General features: G+C 30.7%; 24 protein-coding genes. 18 read left to right on the top strand and 6 right to left on the bottom strand.

The genetic code is table 11. The features are described 5' to 3' along the window. Positions 1–53: 53 nt before the first annotated feature. On the top strand, positions 54–239 hold the full coding sequence (locus ABY863_RS02020; protein ID WP_372792587.1) for a hypothetical protein: 186 nt from the start codon (positions 54–56) through the stop codon (positions 237–239). On the opposite strand, the gene purE is transcribed toward ABY863_RS02020, so the two are convergent. Genes purE through ABY863_RS02005 form a run of 3 tightly spaced genes read right to left on the bottom strand, consistent with a single transcriptional unit; the run spans position 234 to position 2,355 of the window. After that, on the bottom strand, positions 234–725 hold the full coding sequence (purE, locus tag ABY863_RS02015; RefSeq protein ID WP_372792586.1) for a 5-(carboxyamino)imidazole ribonucleotide mutase: 492 nt from the start codon (positions 723–725) through the stop codon (positions 234–236). The genes ABY863_RS02020 and purE overlap by 6 nt on opposite strands. A 7-nt stretch (positions 726–732) precedes the next feature. Further along, a complete protein-coding gene (locus ABY863_RS02010) occupies positions 733–1,878 on the bottom strand; it encodes a 5-(carboxyamino)imidazole ribonucleotide synthase (protein WP_372792585.1) in 1,146 nt (381 codons plus the stop codon). A 48-nt stretch (positions 1,879–1,926) separates the two neighbouring features. Then, entirely contained in the window at positions 1,927–2,355 is a 429-nt protein-coding gene (locus tag ABY863_RS02005) for a hypothetical protein (RefSeq protein WP_372792584.1), read from the bottom strand. Between the two features lie 120 nt (positions 2,356–2,475). On the opposite strand from ABY863_RS02005, the gene greA reads away from it, so the two are divergent. Together greA and ABY863_RS01995 are read left to right on the top strand one after the other, a co-directional pair. Beyond that, the gene (greA, locus tag ABY863_RS02000) at positions 2,476–2,949 is read left to right on the top strand and encodes a transcription elongation factor GreA (RefSeq protein ID WP_372792583.1); all 474 of its coding nucleotides are present in this window, start codon (positions 2,476–2,478) and stop codon (positions 2,947–2,949) included. Between the two features lie 81 nt (positions 2,950–3,030). Then, a complete protein-coding gene (locus ABY863_RS01995) occupies positions 3,031–3,417 on the top strand; it encodes an HIT family protein (protein ID WP_372792582.1) in 387 nt (128 codons plus the stop codon). Between the two features lie 2 nt (positions 3,418–3,419). On the opposite strand, the gene ABY863_RS01990 is transcribed toward ABY863_RS01995, so the two are convergent. Next, positions 3,420–4,574, bottom strand: a complete 1,155-nt coding sequence (locus tag ABY863_RS01990; RefSeq protein WP_372792581.1) for a sensor histidine kinase — start codon at positions 4,572–4,574, stop codon at positions 3,420–3,422. Between the two features lie 93 nt (positions 4,575–4,667). Here ABY863_RS01990 and ABY863_RS01985 point away from each other — a divergent pair, with 93 nt between their 5' ends. The 9 genes from ABY863_RS01985 (at position 4,668) to ABY863_RS01945 (ending at position 11,909) form a co-directional block, all read left to right on the top strand. Then, positions 4,668–5,528 carry a flavin reductase family protein gene (locus ABY863_RS01985; RefSeq protein WP_372792580.1) on the top strand — a complete coding sequence of 287 codons (861 nt, stop codon included), beginning with the start codon at positions 4,668–4,670 and terminating at the stop codon, positions 5,526–5,528. A gap of 9 nt (positions 5,529–5,537) precedes the next feature. After that, a complete protein-coding gene (locus tag ABY863_RS01980; protein WP_372792579.1) occupies positions 5,538–5,909 on the top strand; it encodes a DUF3127 domain-containing protein in 372 nt (123 codons plus the stop codon). Between the two features lie 84 nt (positions 5,910–5,993). After that, positions 5,994–6,653 (top strand): leucyl/phenylalanyl-tRNA--protein transferase, encoded by a 660-nt coding sequence (gene aat, locus ABY863_RS01975; RefSeq protein WP_372792578.1) that lies wholly within the window; start codon positions 5,994–5,996, stop codon positions 6,651–6,653. A 110-nt stretch (positions 6,654–6,763) separates the two neighbouring features. After that, complete coding sequence (locus ABY863_RS01970; RefSeq protein WP_372792577.1) at positions 6,764–7,090, top strand: nucleotide pyrophosphohydrolase; 327 nt, start codon at positions 6,764–6,766, stop codon at positions 7,088–7,090. Continuing rightward, positions 7,091–7,330, top strand: coding sequence for a hypothetical protein (locus tag ABY863_RS01965; protein WP_372792576.1), 240 nt, complete (start codon positions 7,091–7,093; stop codon positions 7,328–7,330). Positions 7,331–7,360: 30 nt separating this feature from the next. Beyond that, entirely contained in the window at positions 7,361–8,572 is a 1,212-nt protein-coding gene (gene aroA / locus ABY863_RS01960) for a 3-phosphoshikimate 1-carboxyvinyltransferase (protein ID WP_372792575.1), read from the top strand. 175 nt (positions 8,573–8,747) lie between these two features. Beyond that, positions 8,748–9,797 carry a tRNA preQ1(34) S-adenosylmethionine ribosyltransferase-isomerase QueA gene (queA, locus tag ABY863_RS01955; protein ID WP_372792574.1) on the top strand — a complete coding sequence of 350 codons (1,050 nt, stop codon included), beginning with the start codon at positions 8,748–8,750 and terminating at the stop codon, positions 9,795–9,797. Positions 9,798–9,866: 69 nt separating this feature from the next. After that, the gene (gene rlmN / locus ABY863_RS01950; RefSeq protein ID WP_372792573.1) at positions 9,867–10,904 is read left to right on the top strand and encodes a 23S rRNA (adenine(2503)-C(2))-methyltransferase RlmN; all 1,038 of its coding nucleotides are present in this window, start codon (positions 9,867–9,869) and stop codon (positions 10,902–10,904) included. Positions 10,905–10,931: 27 nt separating this feature from the next. After that, a complete protein-coding gene (locus tag ABY863_RS01945) occupies positions 10,932–11,909 on the top strand; it encodes a polyprenyl synthetase family protein (RefSeq protein WP_372792572.1) in 978 nt (325 codons plus the stop codon). A gap of 5 nt (positions 11,910–11,914) precedes the next feature. On the opposite strand, the gene ABY863_RS01940 is transcribed toward ABY863_RS01945, so the two are convergent. Continuing rightward, positions 11,915–13,435 (bottom strand): GH3 auxin-responsive promoter family protein, encoded by a 1,521-nt coding sequence (locus ABY863_RS01940; RefSeq protein ID WP_372792571.1) that lies wholly within the window; start codon positions 13,433–13,435, stop codon positions 11,915–11,917. A gap of 46 nt (positions 13,436–13,481) precedes the next feature. Here ABY863_RS01940 and ABY863_RS01935 point away from each other — a divergent pair, with 46 nt between their 5' ends. Beyond that, complete coding sequence (locus ABY863_RS01935) at positions 13,482–14,279, top strand: DUF2797 domain-containing protein (RefSeq protein WP_372792570.1); 798 nt, start codon at positions 13,482–13,484, stop codon at positions 14,277–14,279. A gap of 7 nt (positions 14,280–14,286) precedes the next feature. Here the strand turns inward: ABY863_RS01935 and ABY863_RS01930 are convergent, their stop codons facing one another. Next, complete coding sequence (locus ABY863_RS01930; RefSeq protein ID WP_372792569.1) at positions 14,287–14,634, bottom strand: hypothetical protein; 348 nt, start codon at positions 14,632–14,634, stop codon at positions 14,287–14,289. Positions 14,635–14,864: 230 nt separating this feature from the next. Between ABY863_RS01930 and fabD the strand changes: the two genes are divergently transcribed. From fabD to ilvC, 5 genes are all read left to right on the top strand, one after another. After that, positions 14,865–15,743: an ACP S-malonyltransferase gene (gene fabD, locus ABY863_RS01925; RefSeq protein WP_372792568.1), complete on the top strand. Its 879-nt coding sequence runs from the start codon at positions 14,865–14,867 to the stop codon at positions 15,741–15,743. Positions 15,744–16,275: 532 nt separating this feature from the next. Beyond that, positions 16,276–17,958: a dihydroxy-acid dehydratase gene (ilvD, locus tag ABY863_RS01920; RefSeq protein WP_372792567.1), complete on the top strand. Its 1,683-nt coding sequence runs from the start codon at positions 16,276–16,278 to the stop codon at positions 17,956–17,958. A gap of 4 nt (positions 17,959–17,962) precedes the next feature. Continuing rightward, positions 17,963–19,696 (top strand): biosynthetic-type acetolactate synthase large subunit, encoded by a 1,734-nt coding sequence (gene ilvB, locus ABY863_RS01915; protein ID WP_372792566.1) that lies wholly within the window; start codon positions 17,963–17,965, stop codon positions 19,694–19,696. Positions 19,697–19,698: 2 nt separating this feature from the next. Next, on the top strand, positions 19,699–20,220 hold the full coding sequence (gene ilvN / locus ABY863_RS01910) for an acetolactate synthase small subunit (protein ID WP_372792565.1): 522 nt from the start codon (positions 19,699–19,701) through the stop codon (positions 20,218–20,220). Between the two features lie 19 nt (positions 20,221–20,239). After that, positions 20,240–21,712 (top strand): ketol-acid reductoisomerase, encoded by a 1,473-nt coding sequence (ilvC, locus tag ABY863_RS01905; protein WP_372792564.1) that lies wholly within the window; start codon positions 20,240–20,242, stop codon positions 21,710–21,712. Positions 21,713–21,721 lie beyond the last annotated feature (9 nt).

Genomic DNA, 21,721 nt, shown 5'->3' with positions numbered 1-21,721 from the left:
AAGTATTTGTGCGTTTAAATATTACTTAATAATTTTTTAATTGGCATACTATAATGAAAACAACCTCAATACAAAGCTATTTTTATGAAACAGAATCAAAAATGGCTAAAAACCTAAAAATGATTGTAAATGTAAAAGGTTTAGTTGAAAAGAAATACATAAATACTTTAACTCCTAAATTTAGTTATAAAAACCATGAAGGAGATGTAATTTTAGCAAAAATGAGCCTCACTTTATAAATTATTTTTAAGGTCTAATGCAGCGTTTTTAACTTTTATTTTTAAATCTTCTTTGTATTGAAGAATGCTATCTTGTATATTTTTATTGAAACTTCCAATAATTTGTGCAGCTAAAATTCCAGCATTTAAAGCACCGTCTAACGCAACTGTAGCAACAGGAACACCACCTGGCATTTGAAGAATTGACAATACAGAATCCCATCCATCAATAGAATTTCTAGATTTTATAGGTACTCCAATAACTGGAAGCGGACTCATAGATGCGACCATACCTGGTAAATGTGCAGCACCTCCAGCACCTGCTATTATTACTGAAATTCCACGTGTGTGAGCATTTTTCGCATAATCAAATAATTTTTCAGGAGTTCTATGTGCTGAAACAATATCAACCTCAGTTTCAATGTTAAAACTTTGTAAAATATCTACGGCTTGTTGCATAATTGGAAGGTCTGAAATGCTTCCCATAATAATTCCTACTTTGCTCATAATATGCTTATTTACTAATTACTCTAATCGTATTTTTTACTTTTTCAGCTATTTTTCGAGCTTCATTTAAATTGTTATTAACTACTGTTACGTGCCCCATTTTTCTAAAAGGTCTTGTTTGTTTTTTTCCATAAATATGGGGTGTTACTCCATCCATTTTTAAGATTTCTTCCATATTTTCATAAAAAACATCACCTGAAAAACCTTCTTCTCCAACCAAATTTACCATAATTCCTGCAACTTTACTACCGGTATTTCCTAACGGAAGGTTTAAAATGCTTCGTAAATGTTGTTCAAATTGATTTGTATAAGAGGCTTCAATGCTATAATGACCGCTATTGTGTGTTCTTGGAGCAACTTCATTCACTAAAATTTCATCATTCTCAGTTTGAAATAGTTCAACAGCTAATAAACCAATATGCTGAAATGATTCAGCAACTTTCAAAGCAATATTTTTAGCTTTTTCAGCAACTTCAGCTGAAATTCTTGCTGGGCAAATTACATATTCAACCTGGTTTGCTTCAGGATGAAATTCCATTTCTACTACAGGATATGTTTTTATTTCTCCATTTTTATTTCTTGCAACAATAACGGCTAATTCGTTTTTAAAAGGAATTAATTCTTCGATAATACACTCAACATCAGCTAATGTATTTATATCATTTTGGTTTTTAACAATTTTAACTCCTGTACCATCATATCCAAATTGAGCTGATTTCCAAACAAACGGAAATTTTAAACGTTCATTTTTTAATTTCTTGATGGTAGAAAACCGTTTGTGTGGCGATGTCGGAATCTTATTTTTAACAAAAAAATCTTTTTGTCTGCCTTTGTGTTGTATAATTTGTAAAACGCTAGGTTGTGGATAAATCTCTAAACCTTCATTTTCTAATTTTAATAAGGCTTCAATATTAACATGTTCAATTTCAATAGTCAATAAATCTACTTTTTTTCCAAAATTGTAAACGGTATCAAAGTCCATTAGACTTCCAAGATGAAATTCATTACAAATTTGCGCACAAGGAGCTTCAGTAGAATTATCTAAAATACTGGTATAAATATCAAATTTTTGAGTTTCAGTAAGTAACATTTTCCCTAACTGACCACCACCTAAGACACCTAATTTAAAATTTGAGGAGAAATAATTTTTCACTTTTTATTGCTTTCGTACAAAAATAGACATCTGTTTTTAATTAAGAGGTTAATTGTTGGTAATAATTAAAGTAGTAGGATTTATTTGATTGACTTTATACTCTCTTGCAAAATGAAAATTCCCAGAGGTTTGAGGAGCACCATCTAAAATACTGTATTCACTATTGTCACAAGGACATTTCATTCTTAAGCTTCCATCAAAAACCATTGGCGTATTGCAATCATTATTTGGGCAAGCTCTTTCAAATGCTTTATAAGGCGGTGTTAAGCCTACATTTTGCAGAAAAATTCCTTGTAAACCTTTGTTTGCGCCAGCATCAATATAAATCCATTCACTAGGTATTTGTAGCTTTTGGTATAGAGGTAAATTCAAATTAAGTGTAATATCAACAGGCGCATAAGGCAAAACATCATTAGTCTCATTTTTTTCACAGGAAATGAGCACAACAATAAAAAATAAATAAAGTAGCTTTTGCATCGTAATAATTTGAAGTTTATTTGTAAACGCTTGCAATTTACAAATATTTTGTACATTTGTATTAAATCTCATTCTGGCAAACAGTATTGAGATTTTTTGTATTTATTAAAATAAAAAGTTATGGGTAATGTTTCGTACTATTCAGTAGAAGGAATGAAAAAATTGAAGGAAGAGCTAGAACATTTAGAACATGTAGAGCGTCCTAGAGTTAGTAATGATATTGCTGAAGCAAGAGATAAAGGTGATTTGAGTGAAAATGCTGAATATCATGCAGCAAAAGAAGAACAATCGCATTTAGAATTAAAAATAGCAAAGTTAAAAGAGGTAGTTTCTAATGCTAGAATAATTGATGAATCACTTTTAGATACTTCTAAAATACTAATTCATTCAATTGTAAAAATAAAGAATACTGCTAACAATATGGAATTTACATATACATTGGTGGCTGATTCTGAAACTAATATTAAACAAGGGAAGTTATCGGTAAATTCTCCAATAGGCAAAGGATTGCTTGGCAAAAAAGTTGGCGATATTACTGAAATTCAAGTTCCTAGTGGTGTTATGAATTTTGAAATCTTAGAAATTTCGAGATAAAAAAAAGGAAATGAAATAGTGTAAACCCTTTTCAGTTTGTTAATTGAGAAGGGTTTCTTACTTTTGGTTAAAAATATAAAGATGTCAGTATTTACAAAAATAATTAATGGTGAAATTCCTTCGTATAAAGTTGCAGAGAATGAAAAATTCTACGCATTTTTAGATATTAATCCAAATGCAAAAGGTCATACATTAGTTGTCCCTAAAGAAGAAGTAAATAAGCTTTTTGATTTAGATGAGGAAACGTTTAATGAGTTGATGATTTTTTCAAGAAAAATTGCCATTGCCATTGAAAAAGGGGTTCCTTGTAAGAGAATTGGAATGAGTGTTATTGGATTGGAAGTGCCTCATGTGCATGTGCATTTAATTCCTTTACAAGCTATGGAAGATATACAATTTATTAAAAAAGTGAAATTACAACCTGAAGAATTTGAAGCTATAGCAAAAGCAATTTCAGATAATTTATAACCTTATTTATTTAACGAAATAGAAAAAGTAGTTCCTTTGTTTATTTCAGATTTTAATACTGAAATTTTACCATTATGGTAATCTTCAATAATTCTTTTCGCAAGCGATAAACCCAATCCCCAGCCACGTTTTTTTGTGGTGAAACCTGGTGAGAATATTTGTTGTTGTATTTTTTTTGGAATGCCTTTACCAGTATCAGAAATGGTAATAGTTACATTTTTTTCATTTTCAGAAATAATAAGCTCAATTTTACCTTTTCCTTCCATAGCATCAATAGCATTTTTTACTAAATTTTCAATAACCCAACTGAATAATTGAAGGTTTATATTTGCTAAAATTTCTTTTTTTGGAGCTTTAAAAATAAATTCAACCTGTTTAGAACTTCTTGATTTTAAATAATTAAAAGAACTAACGGTAGCATAAACAATATCAAGTTTTTTTAATATAGGAATAGAACCAATTTTAGAAAATCGTTCAGCAATGGTATTTAATCTATGCACATCATTTTCAATTTCTTTAACAGTTTCTTCATCAGTATTTTCAAGGCGTAAAATTTCAATCCAGCCCAATAGAGAAGATAATGGTGTGCCAATTTGATGTGCTGTTTCCTTTGCCATTCCTGTCCAAAGTTTATTTTGTTCAGCAACTTTATTCGATTTAAAAAATAAATAAATTACACTAGCAAACAAAAATAAGATAAGAATTAGTGCAACAGGGTAATATTTTAATTTGGTTAATAAATCAGAATCTCTATAATAAATGTATGATGTAAATACTTCATCATCAACAATATAATTTATAATTAGTGGTTTGTTTTGCCCTTTCATTATAGAAAGTTGCTTCTGTAAAAATTTAGATTCTTTTGATTTTTCAATATCTAAATTAGACCATTCTGCAATACTGTCTTTTTCATTGGTAATAATCATAGGAATATTATGATTGTTGCCTATAATTTTTGACTCTAATGAAATTTCAGCATCTAAATCAGCGGTACTAAAACGCTCGTAAGCTTTTGCTAAAATTTCCATTTTAGCACGTTCTTCAGTTTTAAATTTTTTAAAAAAGTCATAGGTGTTCCACAAAATAAGTGCAACAATAATAAAAGAAGTTATTATTACAGCCCATCTAATAATTTGAGAATTTTTTTGCGAAGCCATATTCAAATATAGAATTTATGTTGTTATAACTTAAAAATATAATCGATATTATTTATAAGTCTAATTATTTATATTTGTTTAAAATTGAAAACAATGTTAAGTATTAATCCAAAAGACATATCAACATCAAAATTACATCATTATTTATTAAGTGTTGTTGCGCCAAGGCCAATAGCTTTAGCAAGTACAATTGATGTTGATGGGAATCCGAATTTATCACCTTTTAGTTTTTTTAATGTATTTAGTGCAAATCCACCAATCTTAATTTTTTCACCTGCACGTAGAGTTCGTGGAAACACAATTAAACATACCTTAGAAAATGTTAAAACAACCAAAGAAGTGGTGATTAATATGGTAAATTATGATATTGTACAGCAAATGTCTCTATCAAGTACAGAATATCCCAAAGGAATAAATGAGTTTGAAAAGGCAGGTTTTACAATGTTAGCTTCTGAAAAAGTAACCCCTTTTAGAGTTGCTGAATCACCAGTACAATTAGAATGTAAAGTAACAGATATAATTGAATTAGGTAAAGAAGGAGGCGCTGGAAATTTAGTAATTTGTGAAGTTGTGAAATTACACATAAATGAAGCTTTTTTAGATAAAGAGGGGAATGTTGATCAACAAAAATTAGATTTGGTTGCAAGAGCAGGAGGTAGTTTATATTCAAGAGCAAAGGATGGATTTTTTGAAATTCCAAAACCAATAACAACTTTAGGTATAGGTGTTGATGCGATTCCTTCTGAAATTAGAAATAGTGTTGTTTTAACAGGTAACGATTTAGGAATGTTGGGAAATGTTGAAGCAATTCCTTGTGAAGAGGATGTTGATAAGTTTGCAAAAGAACATGCTAATTATGTGGGTTATAATTCTACAAAAAAACATACATTTGCGAAAGCATTTTTAGAAAAAAATGATGTGATAAGTGCTTGGAAAGTACTTTTAATGAATTAATTTTAAGATATGGAAGTTACAGGAAAAATTAAAAAAATTGAAGAAACCAAAACTTTTGGAACAGGTGGTTTTAGAAAAAGAGAAATGGTATTGACTACAAATGACCAGTATCCACAAATGTTAAAAATTGAATTTGTACAAGATAAATGTGATTTATTGAATAATGTTCAAGTAGGACAAGATGTAAAAATATCAATTAATTTAACAGGTAGAGAGTGGATTAATCCACAAGGAGAAGCTGTTTATTTTAATGCAATACAAGGTTGGAGAGTTGAAGCTGAACAAGGAGCAGGAGGTTCTGTTCCGCCAATGGCACCTTTAGATAATTTAGAAACAACTTCTGATTTAAACGATAGTGAACCAGATGATTTACCTTTTTAAGTAAATCTAAAACAATATATTAAAAGAGAAAAGTGTAAACTTTTCTCTTTTTTGTTCCATTATATTTGATAAAAATAATTTAAAATGTATCTACTTTCAAAAGAATTGATATTTCCTCCAGTGCATTTTGCAAATGAAGATGGCTTGTTGGCAGTTGGTGGAGATTTATCGGTTGAAAGATTGTTGTTAGCATATAAAAGTGGAATTTTCCCATGGTACAATCAAGGTGAACCCATAATTTGGTACAGTCCAAACCCTAGAATGGTGTTGTTTCCTGAAAATTTAAAAATTTCAAAAAGTATGAGGCAAATAATTCGAAAAGAAGAATTTACAGTAACTTATAACCAGAATTTTGAAGCAGTAATTTCTAATTGTAAAACCATTTTTAGAACTGCAGATCAAGGTGGAACTTGGATTACCCATGAAATGCAACAAGCATATATTGAACTTCATAAAAAAGGAATTGCAAAATCGGTTGAAGTTTGGCAACATTTAGACTCTGCTCAATGTAACAAGAAATTGGTTGGTGGTTTATATGGGATTGATTTAGGAAATGTTTTTTGCGGTGAAAGTATGTTTAGTAAAGTAAGTAATGCTTCAAAGATGGCTTTTATTTATTTGGCTCAAAAACTGGAAAAAGAAAATTATAAGTTAATAGATTGTCAGGTTTATAACAATCATTTAGCAAGTTTAGGAGCCGATGAAATTTCTAGAGAAGCGTTCTTAACCTATTTAAAAAATTAGTAAATTGAATCTGCTTTCATTGCAAGTAGCTATTTAGGTTCTAAGTAGATTATTGATTTTTTAGGAATAACATAAATCACTACCTTTGAAACTCTATTAAAAACAGCATTATGGATATTAAAAACTCACAACTAGTTGTTGATACTTGGATAAAAGAACACGGAGTCCGATATTTTAATGAGCTTACAAATATGGCTCAGTTAACTGAAGAAGTTGGTGAAGTAGCGCGTATTATTGCAAGACGTTATGGTGAACAAAGTGAAAAAGAAAGTGATAAAGGTAAAGATTTAGGGGAAGAATTGGCTGATGTTGTTTTTGTAGTTTTGTGCTTAGCAAACCAAACAGGAATAGATTTACAGGCTTCTTTTGATAATAAAATGGAGGTTAAAACAAAACGCGATCACGATCGCCACCAAAATAATATAAAATTAAAATAAATGAATACTTATAAAAATCAATCTTTTTTAAGTTTAACACTAAGATTTGGAATTGTATTTTTAGTGGTTGTTTCTGCTATAAAAATAATTTTTTCCATTGTTGCAAATGGCAGTATATCAGGAATGACTGAAGAGCTTTTTTCATCTTCTAATTGGGAACAATTTGTAAGAATGCAATTGTTAATGTCTGTTCTTTATGGATCTTTAATGGCTGGATATTACAAGTTTATAAAAAAATAATTTATTTTAAATTACGAATTTAAATAGGAGATGGATTTACTTAAAATCAATAAAGTAAAGAACAAAGTTACTGGAAGCATTCAAATTACAGGATCTAAAAGTGAAACAAATAGATTACTGGTTTTGCAGCAGTTTTATCCAAATTTAAAAATTGAAAATATTTCAAATTCTGATGATTCTGTTTTAATGCAAAATGCATTGGCAAATACTTCAAATGAAATAAATATTGGTCATGCAGGTACAGCAATGCGTTTTTTAACGGCATATTTTTCTGTAAAAGAAAATTCTGAAATTATTTTAACAGGTTCTCATAGAATGAAAGACAGACCTATTAAAATTTTAGTAGATGCTTTAACTTCATTGGGTGCAGATATTCAATATTTAGAAAAAGAAGGATATCCTCCTTTAAAAATTTCAGGCAAAAAATTAGAAAAAGGTATTGTTGAAATTGATGGGAATGTAAGTAGTCAATATATTTCGGCTTTATTATTAATTGCGCCAACTTTAAAAAACGGATTGCAGTTAAAATTTATAGGTGATGTAACTTCAGTTCCTTATATTAAAATGACCTTGAAATTACTCGATTCTGTTGGAATAACACATAGATGGGTTGATAAAACAATTACTGTTTCACCCAAAAGAAAAATTAAAAATAAAATAATTGAAGTAGAATCTGATTGGAGTTCAGCTTCCTATTTTTATAGTTTGTGTGCATTAAGCCCTAATTCTGAAATAACACTTTCAACCTATAAAATAAACAGTTTACAAGGCGATTCAATTTTGGCAACTTTGTATAATAGGTTGGGAGTTGAAACAATATTTGAGAACAATAAACTGCTATTAAAAAACAAAAATATCCTAATTAATAGGGGTTTAAATTTAAACTTGAAATCCGCACCTGATATTGCCCAAACTATTGCAGTAACTTGTTTTGGATTAGGAGTAGAATGCAATATAAGAGGATTGCACACCTTAAAAATTAAAGAAACAGATCGATTAGTTGCTTTAAAAAACGAATTGGGTAAATTAGGAGGTGAGATAGAAATTACAAATGAGTCCTTGCATTTAAAAAGGAGCGGTATTATTAATGAGAATATTAGTATTTCAACTTATGATGATCATAGAATGGCTATGGCATTTGCACCATTAGCAACAAAGGTGTCAATTCAAATTGAAGATCCTAATGTAGTGTCAAAGTCTTACCCGACTTTCTGGGAAGATTTAGAAAAAATTACACGTTAAAAGGCACATAAACAAAGTTTTATTGCGAAACACTTGACAACGCCTATGCCGATGTTGTATATTTGCGCTCATTCTTTAAAAAAATGATGAAACACGAATTATAAAAATTGCTTTTCTGAAGAAAAAATAATGAGTATGTTTCAAAGTCCACTAAAAAAATAATAAAAATAAACACATGAAGTTATCAAAATTTAAATTCGAATTACCGGATGAGTTATTGGCAGAATACCCTACAGAAAATAGGGATGAGTCTCGTTTAATGGTTTTGAACAGAAAAGAAAAAACAATTGAGCACAAATTATTTAAAGATTTAATTAACTATTTTGATGAAGGTGATTTATTTGTTTTGAATAACACAAAGGTTTTTCCAGCACGTATGTATGGTGAAAAGGAAAAAACGGGAGCTAGAATTGAAGTTTTCTTATTAAGAGAATTAAATGCAGAAAGTAGATTGTGGGATGTTTTAGTTGATCCAGCACGAAAAATTAGAATTGGAAATAAATTATTTTTTGGAGATGACGAAAGCTTAGTAGCTGAAGTTATAGATAATACTACTTCTAGAGGAAGAACTTTACGTTTCTTATATGATGGTTCTTACGAAGAGTTTAGAAAAAAATTAGAAGAGTTAGGTGAAACACCATTACCAAAATATATTCAAAGAGAAGTTGAAGCTAGTGATGCAGAGCGTTACCAAACAATTTACGCAAAACATGAAGGTGCTGTAGCTGCTCCAACTGCTGGGTTACATTTTTCTAAACATTTAATGAAACGTTTAGAAATTAAAGGGATTGATTTTGCTGAAGTTACCTTACATGTTGGTTTAGGAACTTTTAGTGCTGTTGAAGTAGAAGATTTATCGAAGCATAAAATGGATTCTGAAAAAGCAATTGTAACTGCAGAATCTGTAAAAATTGTAAATAATGCAATTGATAATAAAAAAAGAGTGTGCGCTGTTGGCACAACTGCAATGAGAGCTATAGAAAGTTCAGTTTCTTCAAATGGTCGTTTAAATGAATTTGATGGTTGGACAAATAAATTTATTTTTCCTCCTCATGATTTTAGCATTGCTAATTGTATGATAACAAATTTCCATACGCCAAAATCTACATTAATGATGATGGTTGCTGCTTTTGCAGGGTACGATTTTTTAATGGAAGCATATGAAGAAGCTGTAAAAGAAAAATATAGGTTCTACTCTTATGGAGATGCGATGTTGATTATATAATACAAATACTATTTTTTAATGGATGGATTCCCGCATATGCGGGAATCTTTTTATAAACTTACTACTAAAATGAATCCGAAAAAAGACATACGCGCCCTTACAAAAGATGAACTACGAGGTTTTTTTGTAGAAAATGGTGATAAAGCGTTTAGAGGAAATCAGGTTTATGAATGGTTGTGGAGTAAAAGTGCGCATACTTTTGAGGATATGACTAATATTTCATTGGAAACTCGCCAAATGTTGCAAAACAATTTTGTGATTAATCATATTGAAGTAGATACTATGCAACGCAGTGCTGATGGAACTGTTAAAAATGCAGTTAAATTACACGATGGACTAATTGTAGAATCGGTTTTAATACCAACAGAATCTAGAACTACTGCTTGTGTTTCATGTCAAGTTGGTTGTAGTTTAGATTGTAGTTTTTGTGCAACGGCTCGATTAAAGAAAATGAGAAATTTAAATCCTGATGAAATTTTTGATCAGGTTGCAGCTATCAATCAAGAAAGTTTATTGTATTACAATCATAAACTGTCTAACATTGTTTTTATGGGGATGGGAGAGCCCTTAATGAACTATAACAATGTATTAAAAGCAATTGAAAAAATAACCTCACCAGAAGGTTTAGGAATGTCGCCAAAACGTATCACTGTTTCAACTTCTGGGATTCCAAAAATGATAAAAAAATTAGCTGATGATGAGGTGAAATTTAATTTAGCAGTTTCATTACATTCAGGTATTGATGAGGTAAGATCTAAAATTATGCCTTTCAGTGCTGCTTTTCCATTAAAAGATTTAAAAGAAGCATTAGAGTATTGGTATGCAAAAACAAGTAGTAGAGTAAGTTATGAATACGTTGTTTGGAATGGAATTAATGATAATAGAGAAGCAATAATGGCGCTGGTTGATTTTTGTAAACACATACCGTGTAAAGTGAATTTAATTGAATACAACCCAATTGATGATGGTGATTTTCAGCAAGCAAAACCACAAGCAATAAGCGATTATATTAGTATTTTAGAAATGAATGATATTATTGTAAATGTTAGAAGAAGTAGAGGGAAAGATATTGATGCAGCTTGTGGACAATTAGCTAACAAAAGTTAAACTATTTTCCTTACTTTTGATTTCTTAATGAAGCTAGTAGAACAAATAAAACAACCCATTCTTGAAGAAATGGAACTCTTTGAAAGTAAGTTCAGAGAAGCCATGACTACAAAAGTTCCATTATTGAATAGAATTACGCACTACATTGTAAGAAGAAAAGGAAAACAAATGCGCCCAATGTTTGTTTTTTTAGTCGCTAAAATGGTATCCAATGGTAAATTTGACGAACGAACTTACAGAGGAGCTTCAATTATAGAGTTAATTCATACAGCTACTTTAGTACATGATGACGTGGTGGATGATAGTAACCGAAGAAGAGGTTTCTTTTCAATAAATGCTTTGTGGAAAAATAAAATAGCAGTACTTGTAGGTGATTTTTTATTATCAAAAGGCTTATTACTTTCTATAGATAATAACGATTTTGATATTTTGAAATTAATTTCAGTTGCAGTTCGTGAAATGAGCGAAGGTGAATTACTTCAAATTGAAAAAGCACGTAAATTAGATATTACTGAAGATATATATTTTGAAATTATTCGTCAAAAAACAGCAACATTAATTGCTGCTTGTTGTGGAATTGGAGCAGCATCTGTTGGAAGCCCTATTGAAGAAGTTGAAAAAATGCGTTTGTTTGGGGAGCTAATTGGTATAGCATTTCAAATAAAGGATGATTTATTTGATTATACAGATGCGAAGATTGGAAAACCAACGGGAATTGATATTAAAGAACAAAAAATGACACTTCCACTAATATATGCTCTAAATAATTGTACTAACAAGGAAAAGAAATGGCTCATAAATTCTGTTAAAAATTATAATAAAGATAAGCAACGTGTAAAAGAAGTAATTGCTTTTGTAAAAGAAAAGGGAGGCATTGAATATACAACTCTTAAAATGAAAGAATATCAATCAAATGCATTAGAAATTTTAGAAGTTTATCCAAGTTCACCATATAAAGACTCTTTATTAATGATGGTTAATTATGTTATTGAGCGAAAAATTTAACAATTTTACTTTACTAGTTCTAGCTGTAAAATTTCTTCCAAATGTTTTCTTGAATTAGATAGCCTTGGGACTTTATGTTGTCCTCCTAATTTTCCATGTTGTTTTAACCAATTATAAAATAAACCTTCTTTAGCCACATTAATTTTAGGCATTGCCAACGTTAAATTATTATAACGTTTTGCCTCATAATCTGAATTTATAGCTTTTAAAGCATTGTCTAAAATTTCAGTAAAGTAATTAATGCATTCAGGATGTTTTCTAAATTCAATAATCCATTCATGGCCACCACTTTTATTTCCATTCATAAAAATAGGAGCTACAGTATATTCAGAAACTTCACTGGCTGTTTTTAAACAAGCTTGTTTCAATGCATTTTCAACATTTTCAATAATTAATTCTTCCCCAAAAACATTGATAAAGTGTTTCGTTCTTCCTGTAATTCTAATTCTGTGTGGTTTTAAAGATGTAAATTTTACGGTGTCGCCAATTAAATACCGCCATAATCCGCCATTTGTAGTAATTACTAATGCATAATTCACATTTAATTTTACTTGAGCAAGTGGAATAGCCACAGAATTTTCACCATCAAATTTATTCATAGGAATAAACTCATAAAAAATACCATAATCAAGCATTAATAATAAATCAAACGAATCATTAACATCTTGAATGGCAAAAAATCCTTCGGAAGCATTGTAAGTTTCGTAATATTTAAACTCCTTTTTAGGAATTATTTTTTTGAATTGTTCTCTATAAGGATTGAAGTTTACACCACCATGAAAATACACTTCAAGATTTGGCCAAACTTCTAAAATATTATTTTTTCCAGTTCTTTCTAATACTTTATTTAACAAGACCAACATCCAAGAAGGAACACCAACCAAACTGGTAATGTCTTCTTCAATAGTTTCATTTATAATAGCTTCAATTTTACTTTCCCATTCACTCATTAATGCCGTTTCTTGCTTGGGTGCACTGCTATAATCAGCCCAAAAAGGTAAATTTTCAATAATAATAGCTGATAAATCACCAAAAAACGAATTGTTATCTTCATAAACAGCACTGCTTCCTCCTAATCGCAATCCTTTTCCAACAAAAAGTTGTGAATCAGGGTTATTATTAAAATACAAACAGAGCATATCTTTTCCTGCTTTAAAATGACAATCATCTAAAGCTTCTTCACTTACGGGTATAAATTTGCTTTTTGCGTTGGTAGTTCCACTAGATTTTGCAAACCATTTTATAGGCGTAGGCCAAAAAATATTCTGTTCACCTTTTCTGGCGCGTTCAATCAATGGCTCAATAGATTCATATAGTTGAATATGTACTTTTGCAGTAAATTCTTTATATGATTTAATGGTAGTAAATTCATGTTTTTTTCCAATCTCTGTGAATTCAGCGGTTTGTAATAATTTAAACAGTAATTCTTGTTGAACATCATTTGGATATTTTAAAAACAGCTCCATTTGGTGCTTTCTCTTTTTTAAAAACCAAGAAATTATTGAATTAACTATTGGATATGGCATTTTTTTATAAGTATCTTTATCGAGTTAAATTTACTAAAAACTTTCTATGCAATACCAAACTGTTTTAAAAAAAATGATGACTGAGCTAAATGACGTAGTACATTATTATTTAGACGTTGAAAATGATGTCTTAAATTTAAACCAGTTGTTGGATCGAGAAATTGAAATAAGTTTTGAAGGATATCAATGTTTGTGTTGTGGACAGGAGAAAAAAATTTTCAGACAAGGGTTTTGTTATGATTGTTTTTATGAAAGTGCACAAGGTGGTGATTGGATTATGAAACCCGAATTAAGTACTGCACATTTAAATATTGAAGACCGAAATTTAGAATATGAAAAACAGGTGCAATTGAAACCACACGTGGTGTATTTAGCTTTATCAAGCAATGTAAAAGTTGGTGTAACCCGTAAAACACAAGTTCCAACACGTTGGATTGACCAAGGAGCTTCAAAAGCTATTGAAATTGTAGAAGTTCCAAATAGGTATTTAGCAGGAATTACGGAAATTGCTTTAAAAAACTATGTTTCTGATAAAACGAGTTGGCAAAAAATGTTAAAAAATGAAGTTTTAGATGCGGACTTAATTGAAGAAAGAGAAAAATTAAAGCAATATATTCCAGCTGAAGCTTTAGATTATTTTTTACCAAATAATGGTAAGATTACTGAGATAAAATACCCCGTAATAAAATATCCATCCAAAATAAAAACATTAAATCTTGAAAAAGAACATGTTTATTCTGGTAAACTGGTTGGTGTAAAAGGGCAATATTTATTATTTGAAGATAATACCGTTTTTAATGTTAGAAACAGTGAAGGTTACAAAGTAATCATAACTATAAAATAAAAAAGGCCTAATTTCTATTGTCCTTCCATACTAATGTTTTGTTTATTTCAGAAGTAAAATCCGGGCAATTTCCATCGCCATTTCCCGTGATTCCTCCATCTGGAGCGCATAAAATAGTACAATTTTCAGTATATAAATTATTAAATTGATCACAACAGTCTGAGGTTATATAATAATAAGTTTCGCCATCAACTTCCCATTTCCAAACCTGAGTTGGAGGATTGGTCAAATTATTATTCATGATTTCTTCAATTTTATCTTTAATACAAGTTGGAGCATCAATGTTTAAATCAGATTTCTCACAACTTAATAATGTGAAAATTCCTATAGTTAAAAATGTTAAAATATTTTTCATAATAGTATAAATAGCTGATTAATTGAATGTTATTTAATAAATTAATTTCTTCACCAGTTTTTAAATTAAGTTTGAAGCTACCAATGCAGCAATAAACGTGGAAGCTAAAATAAGGTAGATTGTAAATGCTTCAAATTTTTTGTTTCGAATTCATAGTTTTTGGATTGTAACGAATATAATAAATAATTCCTACTTTTGCATTTTGAAATAAATAACGAAATAGAATTAAAATGAAAGCATATATTTTTCCGGGTCAAGGAGCGCAATTTACAGGAATGGGTTTAGATTTATACAATAACTCTCTTTTAGCAAAAGAACTTTTTGATCAAGCAAATGAAATTTTAGGATTCAATATTACAGCTATTATGTTTGAAGGAACAGCTGAAGAATTGAAACAGACGAAAGTAACACAACCAGCTATATTTTTACATTCTGTAATATTAGCAAAAACATTAGGTGAAGATTTTAAACCTGAAATGGTAGCAGGCCATTCTTTAGGTGAGCTATCAGCTTTGGTAGCAAATGGAGTATTAACTTTTGAAGATGGACTTAGGTTGGTTTCTAAAAGAGCTTTAGCGATGCAAAAAGCTTGTGAAGCACAAGAATCTACGATGGCTGCAGTTTTAGGATTGGATGATGTTATTGTTGAAGAAATTTGTGCAAGTGTTGATGGAATTGTGGTAGCTGCAAATTACAATTGTCCCGGACAATTGGTTATTTCAGGAGAAATTTCAGCAATTGATAAAGCGTGTGAATTATTGATTGAAAAAGGTGCAAAACGAGCCATAAAATTACCTGTAGGTGGTGCTTTTCATTCACCATTAATGGAACCAGCAAGAGAAGAATTGGCAGCAGCAATAAAGAATACAACATTTAGTGAGCCAATATGCCCAGTATACCAAAATGTAGTTGCAAAAGCGGTAATTAATTCTGATGAAATAAAAGAAAATTTAATTGCACAACTAACCGCTCCTGTTCGTTGGACACAATCTGTTCAGCAAATGATTGCTGACGGAGGAACTGAATTTTTTGAAGTTGGTCCAGGGAAAGTTTTACAAGGACTGATTCGAAAAATTGATAGAACTGTTACAGCAAGTAGTGTAGCATAAATCTTATGAGATAAAAAAATAGTGTAAAATGTTTTTTTATTAAATAAATAATTTCATATTTGTCCAATACAAATGAAAAACATAATTATCAATATTATTTCTATTAATGTCTCTGTGATTATTTCACAAGGAGGTTAGGAATGTTATTGTAGTTTATAAAAATTATAAAACCTTCCTGTTTAATTTCAGGGAGGTTTTTTTATGAGGTAAATATGAAATACAACAATAAAAATAGTATTATTTTAATTCAAATTATAATTATCAACTTAAAAACTTGATGCAAATTTTTAATGAGAAAAATTAAAACCTGCATCATAAAAAGATGCAGGTTTTTTTTAGAGTGTAATCATTGTAAAAATAAATGCGTAACTATCATATTATCAAGCGTATAAAACTAATTAATGAATATTGGCTATTGTAAAAGAAAACATAGGAAACCTTGCAAAAGAATTGACTCAATTAAATTTGTGTTTTCCTATTAATGAATTATAAAGAATAGGTTGTTTAAAAATTATTAAAAAGCACTAAATAAATGCCATTAAATAAATATAGTAAAAGAGTAACTCAAGATCCAACGCAACCAGCTTCACAAGCAATGTTATATGCAGTTGGTTTATCTGATGCTGACATGAAAAAGCCACAAGTGGCTATTGCAAGTACTGGTTTCGATGGAAATCCTTGTAATATGCATTTGAATGGAATAGCATCAAAAATTAAAGAAGAGGTCAATAAATTAGAGCAAGTTGGATTAATATTTAATACCATTGGAGTAAGTGATGGTATTTCTATGGGAACTTCAGGAATGAATTATTCTTTGCCTTCTCGCGATATTATTGCCGATTCTATTGAAGTGGTTATGAATGCTCAAAGCTATGACGGTTTGGTTACGGTTGTTGGTTGTGATAAAAATATGCCAGGAGCTATTATGGCAATGTTGCGCTTAAACCGACCTTCATTAATGGTATATGGTGGTACAATTGCTTCAGGAAACTATAAAGGTCAAAAATTAAATATTGTTTCTGCTTTTGAAGCTTTAGGTCAAAAGTTATCAGGTGATATTTCAGAAGAAGATTACAAAGAAATTATAAAAAATGCCATTCCAGGTGCTGGTGCCTGTGGTGGGATGTATACCGCAAATACCATGGCTTCATCTATAGAAGCTTTAGGTTTTGCATTGCCTTACAATTCCTCAATTCCGGCTGAAAACCCTCATAAAGGAGATGAAAGTGAGCGTATTGCTGCGGCTATTAAAAATTTGTTAGAACTTGATTTAAAACCTTTGGATATTATTACTAAAAAATCGTTGGAAAATGCGGTTGCTTTGGTAAATGCTTTGGGAGGTTCAACAAATGCGGTGTTACATTATTTAGCCATTGCACATGCTGCTGGAATTGAATTCACATTAGACGATTTTCAACGTGTAAGTGATAGAACTCCGTTAATTGCAGATTTAAAACCAAGTGGAGAATATTTAATGGAAGATGTTCATGGTGTTGGAGGTACTCCAGCTGTGATGAAGTATTTGTTAGAAAAAGGGTATTTACATGGTGATTGTATGACGGTTACTGGTAAAACGTTGGCTGAAAATTTAGAACAAGTAAAAGCATTAAGTTTTGAAGATGACCAACAAGTAATTCATCCAACAGAAAGAGCTTTAAAATCTTCTGGAAACCTTCAAATTTTATTTGGAAATCTTGCTTTAGAAGGTTCTGTCGCTAAAATTAGTGGAAAAGAAGGAAATGTATTTGAAGGGAAAGCAGTAGTTTTTGATGGTGAAGAGAATGCAAATGCAGGAATTGGCGCAGGAAAAGTATCAAGAGGTGATGTAGTTGTAATTAGATATGTTGGACCAAGAGGTGGTCCAGGAATGCCAGAAATGTTGAAACCAACTTCAATGATTATGGGAGCTGGATTAGGAAAATCGGTAGCTTTAATTACGGATGGTCGTTTTTCTGGAGGAACTCATGGTTTTGTAGTTGGTCATATAACACCAGAAGCCCAATCAGGAGGTGCAATTGCATTGATAAAAGATGGTGATATTATTGTTATTGATGCTTCAGCTAAAACCATCAATGTAAAATTAACAGATGCTGAATTGGATGAAAGAAAATCAAAATGGACTGCTCCCGCATTAAAACATACAAAGGGAATATTATATAAATATGCTAAAACCGTTTCTTCAGCTTCTGAAGGTTGTGTAACGGATAAATTTTAAATATATGGAGACGTTGAAAAAAGATATTCAAGATAAAATAAGTAAAAAGTCGATTAGAATTACAGGTGCTGAAGCAGTAATTAAATGTTTATTGGCAGAAGGTGTAGATTTGGCTTATGGTTACCCTGGTGGTGCAATTATGCCTGTATATGATGAAATATACAAATATCAAGATCAATTTCACCATGTTTTAACACGTCATGAGCAAGGAGCAATACATGCTGCGCAAGGTTTTGCACGTGTAACTGGAAAAGTGGGGATGGTTTTTGCAACTTCAGGTCCTGGAGCGACTAATTTGGTAACTGGTATTGCTGATGCTCAAATAGATTCAACACCGTTGGTTTGTATAACTGGCCAGGTTGGTTCACATTTATTGGGTTCTGATGCTTTTCAAGAGACAGATATTATTGGTATCTCAACTCCAGTTACTAAATGGAATTATCAAGTTACTAAAGCTTCAGAAATTCCCGAAATAATTGCAAAAGCATTTTATATAGCAAAATCGGGTCGTCCAGGTCCAGTTTTAATTGATATTACTAAAGATGCACAGTTTGGAGAATTAGATTATTCATATAAAAAATGTGAGAAAGTTAGAAGTTATAAAGCTGTTCCGAAATTAAATATTGAAAAGGTTAAAGATGCTGCTGAATTAATAAACAGCGCTAAAAAACCATTTATAGTTTGGGGACAAGGTGTTATTCTTGGTGGAGCAGAGCAAGAATTTAAAAAATTTATTGAAAAAACTAATATTCCTTCGGCTTGTACAGGTTTAGGTCTTTCAGCGTTGGAAACTAAGCATCCGTTACATGTTGGAATGGTTGGTATGCACGGAAATTATGCGCCTAATGTTTTAACCAATTCTTGTGATGTTTTAATTGCTATTGGAATGCGTTTTGACGATCGTGTTACTGGGAATTTAGCAAGTTATGCGAAGCAAGCAAAAATAATTCATTTTGAAATTGATCCTGCTGAAGTTGATAAAAATGTAAAAACTGATATTGCTGTTATAGCAGATGTTAAAGAAACATTAACAGAAATTATGCAGTTTGTAGATAAAGGTGAGCATAAAGAATGGATGAAAGAGTTTCATAAATTATATGACATAGAGCATAAAACTGTAATCTATGACCAGTTAAATCCTACAAAAGAAGGGTTAACAATGGGGGAAGTTTTAGGAGGAATAAACAAAGAAACGAATGGAGACGCCATCATAGTTTCAGATGTTGGTCAGCACCAAATGTTTGCTTGGCGTTATGCTAATTTTGTAAAAACAAGAAGTAATGTAACTTCAGGAGGTTTAGGAACTATGGGATTTGCATTACCAGCATCCATCGGTGCAAAAATGGGAGCGCCAAATCGTGAAGTTGTTGCTATTATAGGTGATGGTGGTTATCAAATGACATGTAATGAGTTGGGAACTATTCTTCAAACAAAAGCAGCCGTTAAAATAGTGGTGTTAAATAACAGCTATTTAGGAATGGTTCGCCAATGGCAAGAATTATTTTTTGATAAGCGTTACGCTTCTACTGAAATGATAAGCCCAAATTTTGTAAAATTAGCAGAAGCTTATGATATTGAAGCGGTAAAGGTTTCAAAAAGAAAGGATTTAGCAGGTGCTATAAAAACTATGATGGCATCAAAAGAAGCCTATTTTTTGGAAGTTGTTATAGAGCAAGAAGATAATATTTTTCCAATGATACCAACAGGAGCAAGTGTTTCAGATATAAGATTAAGTTAATTATGGAAGAAAATAAAAATTTTACAGTTTCAGTTTACACTGAAAATAATATAGGAATATTAAATCGCCTTTCGGCAATATTTTTAAAACGTCATATTAATATTGAAAGTATGACCGTTTCTAAATCTGAAATAGAGCATGTTCATAGATTTACATTTGTAGTAATTGTCCCAGAAACGTTGATTAGAAAAGTAGTACTTCAATTAGAAAAACAAATTGAAGTTATTGGAACTTTTTATCATACAGAAGATGAAATTATTTATCATGAAACAGCATTATTTAAAATTTCATCAGAGTATTTATATGATGAAAAAATTCAAGATAAATTAAAATTTAGAAGAGCACATATTATTTCTATAAACGAGCGTTGGTTTGTTATTGAAGCTTCTGGTTTGAAAGAAGATATTGACAATATGTATGAAAAATTAAAGCCATTTGGCTTATTGCAATTTGTTCGTTCTGGTCGTATTGCAATCACAAAGCCTAAAATGGCAATTTCAGAATTATTAGCAGAAATTAATTAAAAGAATAAAATATATCAAAATGGCAAATTATTTTAACACACTTTCATTAAGAGATAAATTAAATCAATTAGGAAAATGTAGATTTATGGATTCTTCTGAATTCAGTGAAGGTGTAGCAGCTTTAAAAGGAAAAAAAATTGTAATTGTTGGTTGTGGGGCTCAAGGTTTAAACCAAGGTTTAAATATGAGAGATTCAGGATTAGATGTTTCTTATACGTTAAGACCTGCTGCAATTTCAGAAAAAAGACAATCGTTTTTAAATGCGTCTAAAAACAATTTTAAGGTTGGAACGTATGAAGAAATGATTCCAACAGCTGATTTATTAATCAACTTAACTCCTGATAAGCAACACACAGCAGTTGTTTCAGCAGTAATGCCTTTAATGAAAAAAGGTTCAACTTTATCATATTCTCACGGATTTAATATTGTTGAAGAAGGAATGCAAGTACGTAAAGATATTACCGTAATCATGGTCGCGCCAAAATCACCAGGTTCTGAAGTTCGTGAAGAATTTAAAAGAGGATTTGGAGTGCCAACTTTAATTGCTGTTCATCCTGAAAATGATCCTGAAGGAAAAGGATGGGATTATGCAAAAGCTTATGCGGTAGGAACGGGTGGACATACTGCCGGTGTATTAGAATCTTCATTTGTTGCTGAGGTAAAGTCAGATTTAATGGGTGAACAAACCATTCTTTGTGGATTGTTACAAACGGGTTCTATTTTATGTTTCGATAAAATGATTGCTGAAGGTGTTGAAGCTGGTTATGCTTCAAAATTAATTCAATATGGCTGGGAAACTATTACTGAAGCTTTAAAGCATGGTGGAATTACAAATATGATGGATCGTTTATCTAATCCTGCAAAAATTGCTGCATTCAATGCTTCCGAAGAATTAAAAGATATTATGCGTCCGTTGTTCCAAAAACATATGGATGATATTATGAGTGGTCATTTTTCACAAACAATGATGGAAGATTGGGCAAATGACGATGTGAACTTATTAACATGGAGAGCTGAAACAGGAGAAACTGCTTTTGAAAAAACACCTGCAGGTAATATTGAAATTTCTGAACAAGAATATTTTGACAATGGAGTGTTAATGGTTGCAATGGTAAAAGCAGGTGTAGAATTGGCTTTTGAAGCAATGACAGAATCTGGAATTATTGATGAGTCTGCTTATTACGAGTCTTTACACGAAACACCGCTAATTGCAAATACAATTGCACGTAAAAAATTATACGAAATGAATAGCGTAATTTCTGATACTGCAGAATATGGATGTTATTTATTTGATCACGCATGTAAACCTTTAATTGCTGATTACGTGAAAAGCACACCAAATAATTTTGTAGGTAGAGCTTTTAATGATGGTTCAAATGGTGTTGATAACAAAGTGTTAATTGAAGTAAATGCTATAATTAGAAACCACCCAGTTGAAGAAATTGGTGAGTATTTAAGAGAATCTATGACTGCAATGATAAAAATTGTTTAATAATACAAA

Source organism: Lutibacter sp. (assembly GCF_041562875.1).
Lineage (GTDB): Bacteria > Bacteroidota > Bacteroidia > Flavobacteriales > Flavobacteriaceae > Lutibacter.
Note: the sequence above shows the minus strand (reverse complement) of the source record. Positions and strands in the feature narration are given on the sequence as shown.

Bases quoted from the DNA above. Each gene is read 5' to 3' on its own strand.
- ABY863_RS01970 (WP_372792577.1), top strand. From the start codon at position 6,764: ATGGATATTAAAAACTCACAACTAGTTGTTGATACTTGGATAAAAGAA.
- aroA (WP_372792575.1), top strand. From the start codon at position 7,361: ATGGATTTACTTAAAATCAATAAAGTAAAGAACAAAGTTACTGGAAGC.
- ABY863_RS01965 (WP_372792576.1), top strand. From the start codon at position 7,091: ATGAATACTTATAAAAATCAATCTTTTTTAAGTTTAACACTAAGATTT.
- ABY863_RS01935 (WP_372792570.1), top strand. From the start codon at position 13,482: ATGCAATACCAAACTGTTTTAAAAAAAATGATGACTGAGCTAAATGAC.
- purE (WP_372792586.1), bottom strand. From the start codon at position 725: ATGAGCAAAGTAGGAATTATTATGGGAAGCATTTCAGACCTTCCAATT.
- aat (WP_372792578.1), top strand. From the start codon at position 5,994: ATGTATCTACTTTCAAAAGAATTGATATTTCCTCCAGTGCATTTTGCA.
- ilvN (WP_372792565.1), top strand. From the start codon at position 19,699: ATGGAAGAAAATAAAAATTTTACAGTTTCAGTTTACACTGAAAATAAT.
- ilvB (WP_372792566.1), top strand. From the start codon at position 17,963: ATGGAGACGTTGAAAAAAGATATTCAAGATAAAATAAGTAAAAAGTCG.
- ABY863_RS01995 (WP_372792582.1), top strand. From the start codon at position 3,031: ATGTCAGTATTTACAAAAATAATTAATGGTGAAATTCCTTCGTATAAA.
- rlmN (WP_372792573.1), top strand. From the start codon at position 9,867: ATGAATCCGAAAAAAGACATACGCGCCCTTACAAAAGATGAACTACGA.
- ABY863_RS01945 (WP_372792572.1), top strand. From the start codon at position 10,932: ATGAAGCTAGTAGAACAAATAAAACAACCCATTCTTGAAGAAATGGAA.
- greA (WP_372792583.1), top strand. From the start codon at position 2,476: ATGGGTAATGTTTCGTACTATTCAGTAGAAGGAATGAAAAAATTGAAG.
- ABY863_RS01930 (WP_372792569.1), bottom strand. From the start codon at position 14,634: ATGAAAAATATTTTAACATTTTTAACTATAGGAATTTTCACATTATTA.
- ABY863_RS01940 (WP_372792571.1), bottom strand. From the start codon at position 13,435: ATGCCATATCCAATAGTTAATTCAATAATTTCTTGGTTTTTAAAAAAG.
- fabD (WP_372792568.1), top strand. From the start codon at position 14,865: ATGAAAGCATATATTTTTCCGGGTCAAGGAGCGCAATTTACAGGAATG.
- ABY863_RS02020 (WP_372792587.1), top strand. From the start codon at position 54: ATGAAAACAACCTCAATACAAAGCTATTTTTATGAAACAGAATCAAAA.
- ABY863_RS02005 (WP_372792584.1), bottom strand. From the start codon at position 2,355: ATGCAAAAGCTACTTTATTTATTTTTTATTGTTGTGCTCATTTCCTGT.
- ABY863_RS01990 (WP_372792581.1), bottom strand. From the start codon at position 4,574: ATGGCTTCGCAAAAAAATTCTCAAATTATTAGATGGGCTGTAATAATA.
- ilvC (WP_372792564.1), top strand. From the start codon at position 20,240: ATGGCAAATTATTTTAACACACTTTCATTAAGAGATAAATTAAATCAA.
- ABY863_RS01980 (WP_372792579.1), top strand. From the start codon at position 5,538: ATGGAAGTTACAGGAAAAATTAAAAAAATTGAAGAAACCAAAACTTTT.
- ilvD (WP_372792567.1), top strand. From the start codon at position 16,276: ATGCCATTAAATAAATATAGTAAAAGAGTAACTCAAGATCCAACGCAA.
- ABY863_RS01985 (WP_372792580.1), top strand. From the start codon at position 4,668: ATGTTAAGTATTAATCCAAAAGACATATCAACATCAAAATTACATCAT.
- queA (WP_372792574.1), top strand. From the start codon at position 8,748: ATGAAGTTATCAAAATTTAAATTCGAATTACCGGATGAGTTATTGGCA.